The 17,295-nt window shown below is 36.6% G+C and carries 13 protein-coding genes; 8 read left to right on the top strand and 5 right to left on the bottom strand.

Annotated elements, in window-relative coordinates; all coding sequences use genetic code 11:
* The first annotated feature begins 83 nt into the window (after nt 1-83).
* Nucleotides 84-3,554: a chromosome segregation protein SMC gene (smc, locus tag FACI_RS07845; protein WP_009887610.1), complete on the top strand. Its 3,471-nt coding sequence runs from the start codon at nt 84-86 to the stop codon at nt 3,552-3,554.
* Nucleotides 3,541-4,311, top strand: coding sequence for a hypothetical protein (locus FACI_RS07840; protein WP_009887609.1), 771 nt, complete (start codon nt 3,541-3,543; stop codon nt 4,309-4,311). The genes smc and FACI_RS07840 overlap by 14 nt, the downstream gene beginning before the upstream one ends.
* On the opposite strand, the gene radA is transcribed toward FACI_RS07840, so the two are convergent.
* Both radA and FACI_RS07830 read right to left on the bottom strand, forming a co-directional pair.
* A complete protein-coding gene (gene radA, locus FACI_RS07835; protein WP_019841717.1) occupies nt 4,308-5,303 on the bottom strand; it encodes a DNA repair and recombination protein RadA in 996 nt (331 codons plus the stop codon). The genes FACI_RS07840 and radA overlap by 4 nt on opposite strands.
* Nucleotide 5,304: 1 nt before the next feature.
* Entirely contained in the window at nt 5,305-6,318 is a 1,014-nt protein-coding gene (locus FACI_RS07830; protein WP_009887607.1) for a type II glyceraldehyde-3-phosphate dehydrogenase, read from the bottom strand.
* 95 nt (nt 6,319-6,413) lie between these two features.
* On the opposite strand from FACI_RS07830, the gene priS reads away from it, so the two are divergent.
* The gene (gene priS, locus FACI_RS07825) at nt 6,414-7,556 is read left to right on the top strand and encodes a DNA primase catalytic subunit PriS (RefSeq protein ID WP_238553349.1); all 1,143 of its coding nucleotides are present in this window, start codon (nt 6,414-6,416) and stop codon (nt 7,554-7,556) included.
* Here priS and FACI_RS07820 read toward each other — a convergent pair.
* Both FACI_RS07820 and FACI_RS07815 read right to left on the bottom strand, forming a co-directional pair.
* Nucleotides 7,553-8,284: a hypothetical protein gene (locus FACI_RS07820; RefSeq protein WP_009887605.1), complete on the bottom strand. Its 732-nt coding sequence runs from the start codon at nt 8,282-8,284 to the stop codon at nt 7,553-7,555. The two genes, priS and FACI_RS07820, sit on opposite strands and share 4 nt — an antisense overlap.
* Nucleotides 8,285-8,721: 437 nt before the next feature.
* Entirely contained in the window at nt 8,722-10,098 is a 1,377-nt protein-coding gene (locus FACI_RS07815) for an IS1634 family transposase (RefSeq protein ID WP_009886083.1), read from the bottom strand.
* Nucleotides 10,099-10,251: 153 nt separating this feature from the next.
* Here FACI_RS07815 and tnpA point away from each other — a divergent pair, with 153 nt between their 5' ends.
* The 3 genes from tnpA (at nt 10,252) to FACI_RS07800 (ending at nt 13,289) form a co-directional block, all read left to right on the top strand.
* On the top strand, nt 10,252-10,653 hold the full coding sequence (gene tnpA, locus FACI_RS07810; RefSeq protein WP_009887604.1) for an IS200/IS605 family transposase: 402 nt from the start codon (nt 10,252-10,254) through the stop codon (nt 10,651-10,653).
* Nucleotides 10,650-11,699 carry an RNA-guided endonuclease InsQ/TnpB family protein gene (locus tag FACI_RS07805; RefSeq protein WP_009887603.1) on the top strand — a complete coding sequence of 350 codons (1,050 nt, stop codon included), beginning with the start codon at nt 10,650-10,652 and terminating at the stop codon, nt 11,697-11,699. Before tnpA ends, FACI_RS07805 begins: the two co-directional genes overlap by 4 nt.
* 384 nt (nt 11,700-12,083) lie before the next feature.
* Nucleotides 12,084-13,289 carry an IS110-like element ISFac9 family transposase gene (locus tag FACI_RS07800; protein ID WP_009887602.1) on the top strand — a complete coding sequence of 402 codons (1,206 nt, stop codon included), beginning with the start codon at nt 12,084-12,086 and terminating at the stop codon, nt 13,287-13,289.
* A 54-nt stretch (nt 13,290-13,343) separates the two neighbouring features.
* Here FACI_RS07800 and FACI_RS07795 read toward each other — a convergent pair whose 3' ends face one another.
* Complete coding sequence (locus FACI_RS07795) at nt 13,344-14,504, bottom strand: IS256 family transposase (RefSeq protein WP_009887601.1); 1,161 nt, start codon at nt 14,502-14,504, stop codon at nt 13,344-13,346.
* Nucleotides 14,505-14,680: 176 nt separating this feature from the next.
* Between FACI_RS07795 and FACI_RS07790 the strand changes: the two genes are divergently transcribed.
* Nucleotides 14,681-15,619, top strand: coding sequence for an NAD(P)-dependent oxidoreductase (locus FACI_RS07790; protein ID WP_009887600.1), 939 nt, complete (start codon nt 14,681-14,683; stop codon nt 15,617-15,619).
* Nucleotides 15,616-17,157: a thiamine pyrophosphate-binding protein gene (locus tag FACI_RS07785; RefSeq protein WP_009887599.1), complete on the top strand. Its 1,542-nt coding sequence runs from the start codon at nt 15,616-15,618 to the stop codon at nt 17,155-17,157. The genes FACI_RS07790 and FACI_RS07785 overlap by 4 nt, the downstream gene beginning before the upstream one ends.
* Nucleotides 17,158-17,295 lie beyond the last annotated feature (138 nt).

The following is a 17,295-nucleotide window of genomic DNA, read 5'->3' as shown; positions in this document are numbered from 1 at the left end:
GTAATTAAAAATTAAAATAAATATGAAAATCCGCATATTTATTTATGGAAAAAATAATATATGTATGCACATTGTCATACTAGATGATCGTAGACTCTATTGAAATGGAAAACTTCAAATCTTATGGAGACAAACAATCAATTAAAATTAACAAAGGGTTCACGGTAATTATTGGCCCGAACGGTTCCGGCAAAAGCAATATTGGCGACAGCATGCTCTTTGTTCTTGGCATCAGGGCAAACAAAACTGTCAGGGTAGATAAACTTGAGGATTTTATCCACAAAACCGATCCTCCAAAAAAACATTGTTACGTTGTATTAAACGTTATATCCAACGAAAATAACAGGTATTCCATAAAAAGGGAGCTTGTATACAACCATGGCGAATACAAATCCAATTATTATATAAATGATAAACGTGCGAGCAGGACTGATGTATTGAAGCTTATAGATAGCTTCCATATATATCTTGACGCCTACAGCTTCGTTCTCCAGGGCGATATAAACAACCTTGTAAAAATGACAGGAACCGAAAAAAGGAAGCTTTTTGAATCCATTGCAGGGATAGAAAGTTATAAGGAAAGAATTGAAAGTGCGCAGAATGATATAAATGGGCTGAATGAAAACCTCAATAGCATGGATGCTGTGCTTTTAGAAATAAAAAGTATGCTTGATACCCTGGAAGTAGATAGGGAAAACGCCTTAAAATACAATAAGCTCAATAAAGAAGTTAACGAATTAAAATTCTTCCTTAAAGTAAAGGACCGGGACAGGATAAACCAGGAACTTGCCATGTATAACGGGAATATAGAGAAAAGCCAATCAGACATAGATAATCTGGAAAATGAGAATAAAAACCTGTCCATACAGAGGGATGAAGCCATTAACAGGATAAAGGAAATAGAAGATAAATTGGATGCAATGGGTGGGCAGGAAGTTAAAGGCATTAGAAAAAGGATAGAAGAATTGAATATTGGAATTGCAGAGTTAAAAACAAAGATAGGCAGCACTGGTGAATCAAAGACAAATTCAGAAGCACGGTTAAAAACTTCCCGTGAGGCCTATAACTTCAACAGGGAACAGCTGGAAAATAAACTCAAAGAGAAGAAAAACTATGAGTCTTACCTTAAGGGAACAGAGAATTCCATAGCTAAAATTAACAGGGAACTGGAAAAATTCCGGCAGGAAAATTACGAAAACTCAAAATTGACAAGGGAAATTAACGACAGGCTCGCAGCAATCGATGTAGAAATGCAGCAGGCAAATGACCAGATTATCAATGATTACGACATCAGAACTATAGAACAGGAATTGTCAGGATTTTCCAGGGAAAATACCATGAACGAGGAAAAAATAAAGGAAGAATCCATAAAAGTAAAGGATTTAAAATGGAAAATAGATAACCTGAAAAAAAATATTAAAGAGTATAGTGAAGAAATCAATGAAGTAAATAAAAAATTTCTTACCGTGAGGAACAAGCTTAATGAACTCGTAACAATGAAAAGCAACAACGACGTGGAAATCAGGAATAAGGAGAAAGAACTCCGTGGCCTTAACTATAGAGGCACAGCTAGCCCGGCATTAAGGGAAATAAACAGTATGATGGAAACGGAAAGTGGAATTCACGGGCCACTGGGAAAACTCATAGAATATGAGGACAAATATGCAAATGCTGTGATTGTGGCTGCAGGAGGCAGATTGAATTCCATAGTTGTTGATAATGATTCTGTGGCACAGATGTGCATACAGGCAATAAAAGCAAAGAAATTGGGGCGGTTGACATTCATACCTCTGAATAAGATTGCCACTTCACCGGACAGGCAAAAGGCAGCAGAATTAATAAATTCAGGCAATGCTATTGATTTTGTCAGAAATCTTATAACCTGCGACCCTGCATTTGAAAAAGCCATTAAATACGCATTCGGTGACACCGTACTTATGGATACACTGGAAAATGCAAGGAAGCATATGACCGGAGTACGTATAGTAACGCTGGATGGGGATGTTCTGGACCCTTCCGGAGCAATGACAGGCGGATCAATTAAAAATGATGAAATTCTGGCAAACCGTATAACGAAAGCCATAGCTGAACTGGAGGAACAGAATGAAATACTGAAAAGTGAGATAAGCTTCAAGGAAAAAGAAAACTCGGAAATATCCTCCAAACTGGCTGACCTTACAAGGAAGCGGGATATTTCAACCAGCAATATTAATAATTACGAAACCCAGCTGCAGGAATCTGAGAACTCCATAGAGGCAGCGAAAACAAGGATTGAAGAAATTAAATTGAAAATAAAGGATGCAGAAGATAGAAAAAGCAATTTTGAGTTCAAGAAAAATGAAGTAAAGATGCAGCTATTTACCCTGGATAAGGAACGTAAAGAGCTATTTAAAAAATTAAAGGAACTGGCCCCAGAAAATGTGGAGATAGAAAAACAGATGGAAGAGGAACTGGGCAATGAAATGAAAAGCAGGGAAAATTATTCCAGTAAACTTGCACAGATTGAAACTGAATTTAAACACTTCACAGAAAAAAGCCAGGAGCTGGAGGAAAAAATAACCGGGCTTGAAAATGAAATAACAAAATTTACCGGCATGGTAGCTGAATTCAAAAATAAAGTCGAAGCAATGGAAAAAGAGCTTGAGGAAAACCGTGCAAAAGAAAATGAAATAGATTCCCGTTCAAGGGAGCTTTATACCGAAAAAAACCAGGTTTCCACTGCCAGGGACAAATTATTTGAAAATATAAGGAAGAATGATGATCTAATAAGCAATAAAAAAGCCATTATAGCAGGCCTTAAAACAAAAATAGAAAATCTGGCATTCCAGCTTGAAACAATAAATTACGAGATAGAAAATACAGGCATGGAATACATAGAGTTCAACATGAGCATATCCGAGGTGAAGCAAAAAATAGATGAAAACAGCCGGGAAATCGAAAAGTTGGGGGCGGTAAATATGAAAGCAATTGAACAGTATGACATGGAACTCAATAAGTACAATAGCACAGAGGAAAAATACAAAACCCTGCTTTCAGAGAAAAATGACCTTATAGACCTGCAGAATCAGATCATAGAAGACGAAAAGAGAATATTCCTCGAATTATTTGATACTATTAATTCCCAGTTTCAGAAAATTTATGCAAGGTTATCAGAAGGAGGAGAGGCAAACCTGGAAATCACCAGCAGGGATGACCCGTTGAATTCTGAAGTTTATATAAAGGTAAAGCCCAGGGGAAAACACATGATAAAAATAGACGCACTTAGCGGTGGTGAAAAAAGTGTGGCTGTACTGGCATTGATACTTTCATTCCAGATAAAAAATCCATCGCCCATATACTATCTTGATGAGGTTGATATGTTCCTTGACGGGCATAATGCCGAACATGTAGGCGAATTATTTATGGAAAATTCCAAAACTTCACAGGTGGTGATGGTTTCCCTGAAGGGTGCGGTAACGAAATTTGCGGATAACCTGATTGCTGTAACCACAGATAAGCATGGAAATACAAAAATAATACAGAAACGTATAGGTGAGGGGATTGGAAAGGGATGAAATATTAAAGGCCCTGATAACACAGGATGTGGGCGAAGACCTATCATACTATAATGAAATCCTTAACAGCACAGAGGACAATATAGATTATCCTGATATATTATCACAGACAGTTTCGAAAATATTCAGGCTCGTCCTCACGGGGAAACTGGACCCGTGGAGTGTTAACATTTCAGAATTTAAAAATATTTTTGCCCGGGAAAAGAATGAAAATTTCGAAATTGCCGGTATACTTATTTCCAGTGCCTGGCATGTCCTTTATGAAAAAAGCATATACATGGTTCAGCGTGCTATTTATGAGGGCCCTGATTCTCCTGAAGAATATGCAGAGCCTGAAGATGGCATGGATGTATTCAATGCCGATGATACCACCATAGGAACTATGCCAGACCTCCGTGTTCCGGTAATACATCAGGAAGAAGCTAAAGTAACACTTAAAGAGTTTTTAAGTGCAATGAAAAGTGTATACAGGAACAGTGAAAAAAAGGTAGTGGAGGAGGAGCCAGAAGATATTCCAGATATTGATGAGGATATAATAGCCAGGTCAAACACAGATGCTGTTGACGAAGGCATAAAAGACACATTGCAGAGAATATCACATTATATGAATCCATTTTTTGTTGAAGATTACTGGGGAAACACAAAATATGAAAGGGCAAATTTTATTTTATTTTTGCTCTTCCTGGAAAGAGGAGGAAAAGTTACATTAAACCAGGAAGAACCATTTGGAAATATAGAAGTTATAAAATTATTTTAAGTACCGTCTATTATTCCGTCCTCAGTGAGTGTAATTACAGCTTCCCCTTCAGGCAGGTAAGGCGAATCGATTAGCCTTGCTATTCTTTTTCCTGCTTTGGCTTTTCTGAGATAGAGCCTGAAAGTTGCGGTATGCCCTACAATATTCCCTCCTATTGGAGTCATAGGGTCCCCGAAGAAGACTGCAGGATTTGCAGATACCTGGTTCGTAACAGCTATAACAGCATTGAATATTGTTCCAAATTTCAACAGATCATGCATATGCTTATTCAACAACTGTTGCCTCTCTGCAAGTGACCCCCTGCCAACATATTCTGAACGGAAGTGGGATGTCAATGAATCCACTATCAATAGTTTTATTGGAAACTCCTTTGCTATATCGGATGCCTTCTCAGCCAGGAGTATCTGGTGATGTGCATTATATGCCCTTGCAACGTGTATCCTTTTAAGTGTCTCATCAGGATCAAGATTCTTTGCTTTTGCCATCTGGATTACTCTTTCAGGCCTGAATGTATTTTCTGTATCTATAATGAGCACATCCGAGTTAAGCCCTCCCTGTTCCTCGGGCATTGTTGCGTTTACTGCAAGCTGGAGCATTATCTGTGTTTTCCCGGAACCAAATTCACCGAAAAACTCTGTTATGGATTGTGTTTCCAGCCCACCGCCAATAAGATTGTCAAGCCCCTGTGCACCAGTACTAAGTTTTCTTACTTCTTTTCTTCTCTTCAGAATTTCTTCCCCTGTTTCAAAATTGCCAACATCAGCATATTTTCTGGCTGCATTAATTATTTTTACAGCTGCACCTTCGGCTATGCCACTGATATCAGCAAGGTCCTTAGGCGACGCAACTGCGATAGCCATAATATCGTCGTATCCGTTTTCCCTTAGCTTTTCAGCTGTTGCCTCCCCAACACCGGGTAAATCTTCTATTGTAAGTTTCTTATTTTCAAGTTCGCTGTCCAATTCATCATCTATTTTTTTTTCTTTTGCCATTTTAATATTCAACTCCTTTTATGCCAAGTGAAGCGTCTGTCTTATCCCTCGAGAGATCCGGGTCAGTACCGAACATAGCCCTGATAGCATCAATGTTTTCCGGTATGACATCACTTTCCTGATGCACTGCCTGAATATAATGCACTTTATTCTTATAAATATTTATACTGCCTTTCCAGATCGCTATCTCATAAAGGTCCGATCTATTTCTGGATAGTTCCCTTGCATAATCCATAACCTGTGCTGTGGAATTTACCCCTTCCTTATCATTAATAAGAATTAAACGCCTTTTCGTCGATAATTCAGATATTACTTCATCAATGCCGGGTTCTGATTTTAATTCGAGGTTTATAACATGGACATGCATAAGTGTTGTTGGAACCTTTATAGCTGATGTCTCTACATTTATTCCATCCATAACTGTCTTTAAATCTTCAGCATGGTGTGATGGATATGACATTGAAGGCTCAATTGCGTTTATTGGCCCCTTTTTATTATCATTCGGGTCTGTAGCACGGCGCATAATTGTTGCGTTTACCTCCTGGACTCCAAACTTTTCCTTTAATGGAGAAACAGACCTGGCAAGTGCTGTGGTATTGCATGATACAACACGCACATAGTTTTTGTTTAAAGATTTAGGATAATTGGAATATGAATTGAAGCTTGATTCAACAACGGTGCTTTTTTCTCCCCCTTCCAGGATGGCCTTGATTCCATACTGGCGGTATAACTTCAAATTTTTTTCTCCATTTCCTTCAGGTGTGCCATCAACAACAATATCCGATTCTGAAAGCAAATCCTCCAGTGTGCCTTTCACCCTTATTCCATGTGCTTCAAATTCCCGTTTCTTGTCCATATCTGGAGTGTAAATATTAAAATTCCTGGAAGCAAGTTTTGTAACATAATCAGGGGAATTCTTTACAATGCCTGTAACGTACATGTCATCCTGTATGGATACTCCATAAGCTACTCTCCTGCCTATTGTGCCATAACCATTAATAGCGACTCCTATCATTGGAATAAGATAGTGTTGCATATTATAAATTTATTCATTTATCTGTATCCAGACAATCAAGGAAATGGTTATATTTATTAGATTAATCATACAATGTGACAGGTACCGGATTAATGCAATATTTCAGGGAATATTATTATAAAAACCATCTTGGCATACCTGATATGCTATTCCAGAGGGAGATTGGCTTTATACCTTTTAACGGTACAATGATCAGGCATAAAAAATTCGATAGCCAGAACGAAATAGAAAATTTCGTACGCAGGGCTATACCAAGGCACCTTTATTATTCATCTTCCTATTACAGGTTTCCTGACCAGCATAAAATGCTTGAAAAGGAATGGCTCGGTGCGGAACTTATCTTTGACCTTGATGCGGACCATATTGAAGGAGCAGATAAAATGACATATATGGAAATACTTGCGGAGGTTAAGAAGCATACTCTGAGGCTCCTGGAAATGCTTATGGATGATTTTGGATTTGAAGAGAAAAATATTCGCCTTTATTTCTCCGGAGGCAGAGGGTACCATGTTCATGTGGAAAGTGATAGGATATACACAATGGATTCTGATTCCAGAAGGGAAATCGGAGATTATATCAAAATTGAAGGATTGAATATGGAGGATTTGAAGTTGCTTGACGATAGTTACTTTGAATATGGAATACTTAAGAAATTTAACATTTACATATCCAATTTTTACAGAAATCTGGATGAAAATTACATAAAAAAAGTATTCCCGAAATCCTGGTGGAATTATTTAGAGTATCTGGAAAAATATTACAATGGGGAAAAAATCAGGGATTTCCTCAGCAATGAAAAAGGAAACAAATTTAAGTTGTTGATAAAGCAGAATAAAAGCAATGAAAACGCTTCAATAGATTATGACAGGATAATTCTTGGCAAAATTCTTGAAGATTTTAAAAGTAATGCGCTGGCAGAGATTGATGAACCTGTAACCACAGATATCCACCGCCTTATAAGATTCCCCTATAGCCTCCACGGTAAAACAGGGCTAATGGTTAAACCGGTAGCTATAGGCGAATTAAAAACCTTTAACCCGCTTGATGAGGCTATTCCAGATGTGTTTCAGGGAAGGGATGTAAAAATTAATTTAAAGATAGATAAATTTTCCATAGAAATGAATCGACAAAATTATAATATAGCCAGGGGGGAGAACTCTGTCCCATTATACCTTGCTATATTCGCCAGCGCCATAGATGTTGCAGATTTTATTTAGTCTGCCAGATCAAGGTTCTTCAACCTTGCTATGAAATCATCTTTACTGGTGTCAAACAACGATGTAAGTTTTATCAGGTCTTCTCCTTCTATAAGCTCCTTTGCCTTCGATTTAAATGGGAATATATCTTCTTTTGTTAGAATTCCTTTTTCACCCAGGTCAATTATTGTTTCCCAGGCATTCAGCCGTATATACTGATTGGAGGATTTAAGAACATTAAAAAGATATTTTTTATTATCGTCGTAATCTGCATTGCTAATCACGCCGGCCTTCAATAGCAATGGAACCATGTGCCATGCATCGCTTACAACCCTGGGATTATCACTTTTCAGGCTTGCTATGAAAATATCTTTATACGGAGTTAGATAGGTATTGTCTATATATCCACCATTTACAAGGTCAATAGCATTCCACCATGCGGTAAGGTCCCCACTTTTTACATATGGAATAAGATAGGATTTCCTTTTATCTATATCTTCCTTACTTATATATCCTGCATCAGCAAACCTTCTTGCCAGTACCCATGCATGTACTTTAACCATTTCATCAGTGGTAGTTAGCAAATCGAGGAATTTTGTCTTATTTTCAATAACATACTCTTTTGTGAGTATATTGTTATCAATAAGGAAATCAACCTTATACCATGCATCCAATCTGGAAAACTGGTCCTCAAGCGACAGTGATTTTATATAGTACGGTTTATTCTTTTCAATTAACTCGTTTACCATGATTTATACATAGTGTATCTATATAAATATTTTTCGAGATATTCACAACTATGACTAATTCATCCAGAAAATAAAATTCTTATCGGCCAGATTTAAGGAAAAATTATGATTTAACTTTTAATATTAAAGCATATTGTAGAAATATTCCTATCCATTAACAGTAAGCCTCCGTGTCCAGTGACAGGACTGGTACATAAACTGGATGTACCGTACACTGATATGCTCCCGCGCTAAGCAGGAGAACAAAAATTAACTCCAGAGTGGCTTTTTTGATTAACAGTATTTGCATTGAAGGCACCGGTTCTTATGAGGCCTGAACCTACCAGTATTCTTATACTGTTCCCTATTTTTACTATCCCTTAGCAGAAATCCTACCAGTTTTAACTGTGGGATGAATGCATAAATTATGTACATCTGTCAATTATATCCTTAACTCTTCATTTTTTACGTAATATGTCCAGGTCTATCCCTAATTTTGATATAAGCTCCTTTGCCTTCTTAGGTATTTCACTTACCATCTCAGTTTTCCCTGTATTGTATATTTTTATCCTTGAAAGTATCAGGAGAACATCCTTTACACTGTATTTTCCATCTATCATGTTAAGTACCTGGAAATGCAGGTACAGTGATAGTAAATTAAGGAACATGTATGCTGAAAGCATGTGGTCGTCCCTTATATATGATCTATCTGCCTCAAGATCGTTCTTGTACACATTAAAAGCGTATTCAACGTATTCACGATCTTTGTACAATCTGTATATCCTTTCTGGTTCATCATTGATATCGGAAAGGAGGTAAAGCTTTCCAAAGTCACCAGAATGGTCATAGTATGATGATTTAGGCCTTATATTGTCATGAATCCTTATGAGATAGTCCCTCTCTTCCTCTGATTTTAGAACAGGGTCCTCAAACATGTAAACACCATTCTCAGGCTTCCAGTACTTTACTGGTTTCCCATTGTACATGAATACACCAAGGAAATCATCAGTATCAGGTACAAGGGAAGAATTCCTCCTCAATGGTATTATGTAGCTCAGGTGCCTCTTCTTTAGCTTTTTAATATTGTCTGCGGAGAAGAAACCCTTGTCAGCAACTATAACGCATTTCTCAATACCTGCCATGTCTATTGTATTTGCCATAGCTGACACATCCCTTATTGACCCTGGAAGTACCCTTATAAATGTGGGTAGAGTCCTTGTTGATGAGAATAACATCATAACATTGATCTGTGGCAGGTGTATCTCCTTAGAATTATGGCCGGGTTCCAGGAATGATATATTATCCGATCTGGAGAATATGGCTGTTGAATCCATTAAAACATATTCTCCCTTCTCCGTGAGCTTCCCCATTGCATTTACCATGCCTTCCTGTGGCAGTGATGACAGCATTCCGGAAATAGACCCGGGAGACATGGATTCCCTATACATTCTTGAAAGGTATGTTTTCTCATATAAATACCTTAAAGATTTCATTGGAAGTGGCTGTATATCCCTGAGGATAACATATATTATTATCCTGTCGTACATGTATGGAAATACCTGCTTCAGTACCGGGAGTACTGTCTTCCCTGCTATTCCATACAGTAATGCAATATTTCCATATTCATAGTCTCCCCTTATGCCCGAAACATCGCTCTTCTTTATTATCCCTGCAGGTGTTACAACACCAAGGTATTTGCCTGTAACTTTCCTTGCTCTTTTGAGATCCTTGTCATACCTGCTTGACGATTCATATGCATAATACCTGTCACCGAATCTCCTTATTTCTATCCCTTTGCCCTTATGTTCCAGTACCCAGTCTGGCATATTATTCATATAACGTATATATACGTAATATGTATATAAATATTTCTCTAATCTAATGTGGTAATAAACCCCGTAAAACACTAACTCACTATTACATTGATAGAAAGAATAAAGATGATCTATAACGTAAAAAACTAATAGTTAAGGTTATATAGTATTGTAATGGTGTCAGAACGATGGACAAGAAGCAATAAATCAGTATATAATCTGGGATACCATATTATCTGGTGCCCGAAATACAGAAGAAATGTACTGGTAAATGGCATAGATGTAAGATTGAAGGAATTATTAAATTATAAGGCACAGGAATTAAAGATAGAAATTAAAGAAATGGAAGTTATGCCGGACCATATACACATATTTATAAAAGCAGATCCAGTATTGAGCCCGCATTATATTATTCAGCAATTCAAAGGATATACTTCCAGGATACTGAGGCAGGAATTTCCAGTATTGAAACGCAAGCTGCCAACACTATGGACAAGAAGCTATTATATAGAATCTGTAGGGCATATATCCGAGTCAGTAGTCAGGAAATATATAGAGGAGCAGAAGAAAGTATGATATTAACATATAAAATTAAACATGGCAAAGATTTTTCTGAAGAATTAAACAAAGCCAGGCAAATAGCAGAGTTTGCCATTAAAACAAAATCCATTATATCCAGGGATGTAAAACAGTTCGGGTTAAAATCAGCCATTTCAAACCAGATATTAAGGAAATACTCCAGGAATTCAAAAGCAAAGGATGTACATAAAATAAAATTGACAGTGCCACATCAGGGAATAAAATGTAATAATGAGGACAGAACAATAACCATAACTCCCCTGAAGCTAACTTTAAACTATTATTTCAGGAATGACTTTGATAAGATAAACCAGATTGAACTGGATAATAAATTTGCATATGTATCTATAAATATCCCTGATAATGATCTCATTGAACCCAATGGATACTTAGGAGTGGACAGGAACACAACAGGGCATATTGCTGTTGCTGGCAATCCAGAAACGGGAAAAATAATAAAGCTTGGAAAGGAAGCAGGTCATGTGCATAAGAAGTATAGCAAGACGAGGAAGAATCTGCAGAAAAAAGGAAAAAATAGGAAAGCTAAGAGAATAAAGAACAGGGAAAGCAGAATAGTCAAAGATATTAACCATAAGGTAGCAAGAAAGATAGTGCAGGAAGCAAAGGATAATGGAATGGGAATAAAGCTCGAATATTTAAACGGAATAAGAAATGCAAAATCGAGCAAGAGTTTCAGGTATTCCCTGAATAGCTGGTCATTCTATCAGCTTAAAACTATGATAGAATATAAGGCCAGACTACCTGGAATACCTGTTGCCTATGTCGATCCATATAATACATCTAAAGAGTGTAGCAGATGTGGACAGATAGGCAACCGTTCAGGAAAATCATTTAAGTGCAACAATTGCGGGCACGTTGATCATGCTGATGCCAATGCTTCGTTCAACATAGCATTGCGTCCAGTATTTGAGGAAGGCATAGATCAATTGTACGTAGACAGAGATGCGTACAAAGGGAACACTGGTATCCCTGAAGAGGCAACGTTAGGAACGATGGCGACCTTAGAACCCCACATGCTTTAGCTGTGGGAGTATGTCAGCTAATGGTATTCCAGAATAGAAATAGAGAATAGCCATACATTAAGTTTTCCTTATATAATTTCGATCTACTATAAAGCCAGTAGGATTTCTGCTAATGGATCGTAAAATTTAGATTGATAATAATTAATGATTGTGTCCATAATTTTGTGAATGCTATATGAGAAATAACCTATACTAAAAATCAATCTGGAGTTATCCAGATGTGTATAGGGAGGGGGAGTATATAAATACTGTACTTACGTACTGTTCTGTGAATCTCCCCTGATTCATCATTGCTGATCGGCATTCTCTTTCCAATGGGAAAGTAATAGGTGTCTGCTTAATGAATCATTAATCCCTGTATATGTATGGGTGGAGGAAATATAAATGTTATCCGTAGGAATTGATACGCATGAAAGAATGCATTATGCAGAAATACAGGATGAAAAAGAAAATAAACTATGGCATGGAAAGATCAGGAATATAAAAGAAGATTTTGAATTTTTAATAGATAAAATAAGTAAAATAGAGAAGAGCAATAATGATAAGGTTGAATTTATATTTATGAATCCTACTGGGAATTACCATGTTCCATTGAAATATTTCCTGGAAAATAATAATTTTACTGTATACATGGTAGATGCAAGGAAGACATTGAATTTAAGAAAGATGATAAACCTTAATACTATTAAATCAGACAGTGAAGATGCACATATCTTAGCAGCTACACCATGGCATGATCCTAAATACAGGGAATATACAGGCCATAATAGGTCTTCATTGTCCAGTATTTCAAGGGAAAGGAGTATTGTTGTTAAAAGTATTACTGCAATAAAGAATTATATACATAGTGACCTTGCAGCTGTATTCCCTGAATTTACAGATTTGTACAGCATTAATTCTGCTGCAGGAATGGCAATACTCTATGAATATGCAACACCGTACAGTATTCTAAATGCAGGTATTGATAATATTATAAAATCGATAAAAAAGGCAAGCAAGGGGCATTATAGAATAGAAGATATAAACAGGCTAATGGAAACTGCTGAAAACAGCATAGGAATCCCTGATAAAGATGATGCATATAAATTCAAAATAAGGATGAATATATCCAGGCTAAGGGATGAGATGAATAATTTAAAGAATATTGAAAAAGAGATTATAAGTAGAAGCAGCAATAATGGGGATGTTAATAACCTCACCAATCTCAGGGGCCTTGGGATTATAAATTCTGCAATAATAGTATCTGAGATAGGAAATATAGAACAGTTCGAATCAGCATTGAAATTGCAGTCATATGCAGGAAAATGTCCTGATATAGAGGGTTCAGGAGGTAAAACACATTCTAAGGGAATAACACATGTAAGGAATAAATTTCTTAGCAATGCTGTATATGAGAGTGCAATTTCACTTGTAATGAATAAAAATAAGGAATTCTATGATATATTCAACAGGGAAATAGGAAAAAAGAAATCCAATGTACAGGCATATATAGCAGTTTCAAAAAGATTATTATTCCATATATACAGCATTATGAAGAATCATAAACCATATAAGGAGAAAATGGTAGGGAATTATAAGAGGTATGCATAATGGTCATTAAATTGTAAATAAAATATTACATGCGATAATCTAATATAGGTGTATTTATAAAGGATACCGCTTATTGAACATTTCCTTTATTTCATCCTTGCATTTATAGTATCCGTTCATCTTCCTGAATGCATGCTTTGAATTGTATTCTATTGACTTATAATAGAATACCTTCATTGCTGAATCCTCATCAGGGAATGATGATATTGTTTTTACCCTTCTCCTTACCTCTCCATTTAACCGTTCTATAGCATTGGTAGATTTCAATGATCTCCATATACTGGAAGGATAATTATAGAACCTTAATAGCTTTCCCAGATTCTTTTCAGTATTGTATATTACCTTAGGATACTTACTCTCCCATTTATATTTAAAGTCATTGAATTTTATTATACCCTCTTCTTTACTGTCACATTTAAACATTTTATTTGCGTCTATAGATATTTCCTCAATATCTCTCTCCCTTACATTGGATTTTAATCCCCTGGTATAGTGTATTGTACATAGCTGGAATTCTGATCTGGGATATATTTCCATTACTTCCTCATCTAAGTTCTTTATTCCATCTGCTACAATCAATAATGGCTCCTTTAATCCCCTGCTATAAAGGTCTTCTAATACTTCCTTATAACTATTATGTGATTCTTTAACTGTTAAATAGAATCCCAGTACTTCGTATTCTCCAGTTTCTTTAATTCCTAAAGCAAATATAACTGGCTCTTTATCCACATTTCCCCTTCTTAAATAGAAGAATAATCCATCCAGGAATATTGCTATATACCGTTTATCTAAAGGCCTGTTAACAAACTTATAAACCTCTTCTATGGTTAAATCTGTTATTCTTGATATAGTAGATTTAGAATATTTATTTCCTAAAATATCCTCCATTATACCTGCTATTCTCCTTGTAGATATTCCATTGGAATACATTGATACTATAAGATCCTCTATTCCTATTGATCTGTTATAGGGCTCTATTACCTTTGTATGGAAATTGCTATCCCTGTCTCTGGGGATATTTAACTGTTTTATTTCACCATACTTTGTCTTTAAATCTCTTTTATATTTTCCATTCTTTATTCCTGGATTTTCCTCTAGATATGCATTTAATTCTGTTTCCATTAATTTCTCTATTTTCTCTTTTATTGCTTCCTTTAATATTCTATCTATATCTACATTCTCAAGAGCCGATATGTTTATATCTGTATTTTCCATATTTTATTACCTCCTTGTGTTCAAAAGAGGTATACTTTCCTGTTATTTAATGATTAAATTCATTGGTAACAGGAGAGTTTATATTTACACATAATTACATACACAACCAATTAATTACAAACCATTACCTAATTTACTATTAATAATGCTTTTATACTTATAAATGCTGGTATTTCATGAAAGTTTTAGCTATCCTTCCAGCATTTCTGGATATTGAAAATATTAAAAAATCTATAGACCAGATAATGCCCGGCCTTGAGATCGCAACAAATACAGAATTTGAGAAAAATGATGCGGATGTTGTGGTGATTACAACATTTACCCCATTCGGAAAAAAGGAGATGGATAAATTCCCTGAGTTGAAATATATACAGGTTGCAAGTACTGGGTATAACAACGTTGACCTGAAGGAAGTAAGAAGGAGAAAAATACTTCTGTGCAACGTTCCAGTAGCCAATAAGGATGCTGTTGCAGAACATGTAATAGGCATGTCGCTTGCCCTGTTGAAGAATTTTATACCATTCGACCAGCAAATTAAGTCCGGAAACTGGCCATTATTAACAAACTCCAGGGAATTGCAGGGCAAAACATTTGGAATCATTGGAATGGGTGCTATAGGCATAAAACTGGTACAGAAATTAATACCATTCAATGTGGGAATAGTTTATTACGACCCAAGAAGGTTAAAGCCAGAGGATGAGGAATTTTACGGGTTGACATACCTTCCACTGGACGAACTGGTCAAAGTTTCAGATATTATATCTATCCACACTCCCCTTTCCAAGGAAACCAGATCTATGTTCAATGAAAGCAGGTTTAACCTGATGAAAGAAAATTCCATTTTTATTAACTCTTCAAGGGGCGAAATAGTTGATGAGAAAGCCCTTGTAAAAGCTATAAAGGAAAAGAATATTTACGCTGCAATAGATGTGTTCAGTGTTGAGCCTCCGGATTTTTCCTCTGAACTGTTCCATCTTGACAATGTTATTTTTTCACCACATATTGCCGGCGTAACCATGGAAAGCCAGGAAAGGTTTATCACGGAAACTATTGGAAATGTTATAAGGTATTCACAGGGCATTGACCCTCTGTATAAGGTAGAGGATGAACTATGAAAGGATATGAAATTCTGGAAAAAACCCTTGCTGCCCTGAAACTTGACCCTGTTTTTGGAAATCCAGGCACTACTGAAATACCGATGTTGCGTGGCATCAGAAACTATTACCTGACACTTCATGATTCCATTGCTCTGGGAATGGCTGATGGATATGCACAGTATAACAATACTGCTTCCATTGTGAATCTCCATACACTTCCAGGGCTGGGCAATACAATGTCCTTTGTGAACACTGCGAAATGGAACCGTTCCCCGGTGGTAATAACCGCAGGGCAGCAGGATACGAGGCATATTGTCTTTGACCCGCTGTTATCAGGAGACCTCTTAAATACTGTGTCGGGCCTGGTAAAATATTCCTATGAAATAAAAAATCCATCTGATATTCCTACAGCCTTCAGAAGGGCTAAGGCCATAGCTATGACACCACCAATGGGCCCTGTATTCATATCTGTGCCAATGGATATGATGGATTATACTGCTGAAAATTTATATTTCAATGATGTTAGAACAAACGTTTCTTCCTATGACCCTGAAGCTGTATTCGAAATTGTTGAAAGGATAAACAAAGCAAAACATCCTGCATTGGTGTTTGGATATGAAATAGATGTTTACAACGCTTACGCAGAAGCGGAAGCTTTTGCTGACAGGTTAGGTGTAGAGGTATACAGTGAACCGCTGGCATCCAGAGGAACATTTAACACAGCCAACGAACACTATGCAGGGGACCTATTGCCTGCCTCAACACTGATGAACCTGAAATTTGTGAATAACGACCTGATAGTCTTCATCGGTGGCGATATAACATTTTATCCCTATCTCCCATCATTGCCATTCCCGGGAAAAGATGTAATATTTATAGGTACAGACATATCACACAAAACAGGTGATGGATATACAATGAATCCAAAACTATTCCTCAGTGAAGCTGTAAAATTAATAAAGGCAAAAGGTGACTATAAAAGGGGTACTGATTATCTGTATGCAAATAGGGTGGCCCGCCAGAGGCTAAGTATGGGCGTGGATTATGTACTGTTTAAAGCTAAAAAATTATTTTCCGATTACACCATAGTTGATGAAGCTATATCAGCTTCCGAGAACGTGCGTTCCACATTTGGCTACGGATACAGGAAATACTATACGGCAAAATCAGGCCAGCTTGGATGGGCTACAGCAGCGGCCCTCGGAATAGGGATGAATAACAAAAAAACTCTGGTAATTATTGGTGATGGCGCATTCATGTACACTGTGCAGGGGTTGTGGACTGCAAAGCATTATAATATACCTGTTAAATTCCTGGTTCTCAACAACAGTGGATACAATATACTCAAAAGCTTTTCAAAGAGCTATTATCCGGATATGGAGAAAAAAGATTATTTCCAGCTGAACCTTGACATAGAATCTGTTGCAAAGGGCTTTGGAGTGGAGACACATACAGCTGATGAAAACCTTTCAGATCTGGAATGGCTACGGGATGGAGATGTGCCAAAAGTGCTTGTTGTAAATACAGAAAAAACAGTTGAAAAACTGTTTCTTTGATACTGTTCATACATTATATCAATTTTTTATATCCATTTTAAAGTATTGATAGCCTGTGAAACTGCTAAATATGTATGGATATGCCGCAATGGTTAATTTCCAGGTAAGAAAATTAATATAATAATATCATTTATATTT

Origin of the sequence: Ferroplasma acidarmanus Fer1 (assembly GCF_000152265.2) — an archaeon.
Taxonomy (GTDB): Archaea; Thermoplasmatota; Thermoplasmata; order Thermoplasmatales; family Thermoplasmataceae; genus Ferroplasma; species Ferroplasma acidiphilum.
Note: the sequence above shows the minus strand (reverse complement) of the source record. Positions and strands in the feature narration are given on the sequence as shown.

Bases quoted from the DNA above. Each gene is read 5' to 3' on its own strand.
- smc (WP_009887610.1), top strand. From the start codon at position 84: ATGATCGTAGACTCTATTGAAATGGAAAACTTCAAATCTTATGGAGAC.
- radA (WP_019841717.1), bottom strand. From the start codon at position 5,303: ATGGCAAAAGAAAAAAAAATAGATGATGAATTGGACAGCGAACTTGAA.
- FACI_RS07830 (WP_009887607.1), bottom strand. From the start codon at position 6,318: ATGATAGGAGTCGCTATTAATGGTTATGGCACAATAGGCAGGAGAGTA.
- FACI_RS07820 (WP_009887605.1), bottom strand. From the start codon at position 8,284: ATGGTAAACGAGTTAATTGAAAAGAATAAACCGTACTATATAAAATCA.
- FACI_RS07815 (WP_009886083.1), bottom strand. From the start codon at position 10,098: ATGAATAATATGCCAGACTGGGTACTGGAACATAAGGGCAAAGGGATA.
- tnpA (WP_009887604.1), top strand. From the start codon at position 10,252: ATGGTGTCAGAACGATGGACAAGAAGCAATAAATCAGTATATAATCTG.
- FACI_RS07805 (WP_009887603.1), top strand. From the start codon at position 10,650: ATGATATTAACATATAAAATTAAACATGGCAAAGATTTTTCTGAAGAA.
- FACI_RS07800 (WP_009887602.1), top strand. From the start codon at position 12,084: ATGTTATCCGTAGGAATTGATACGCATGAAAGAATGCATTATGCAGAA.
- FACI_RS07795 (WP_009887601.1), bottom strand. From the start codon at position 14,504: ATGGAAAATACAGATATAAACATATCGGCTCTTGAGAATGTAGATATA.
- FACI_RS07790 (WP_009887600.1), top strand. From the start codon at position 14,681: ATGAAAGTTTTAGCTATCCTTCCAGCATTTCTGGATATTGAAAATATT.
- FACI_RS07785 (WP_009887599.1), top strand. From the start codon at position 15,616: ATGAAAGGATATGAAATTCTGGAAAAAACCCTTGCTGCCCTGAAACTT.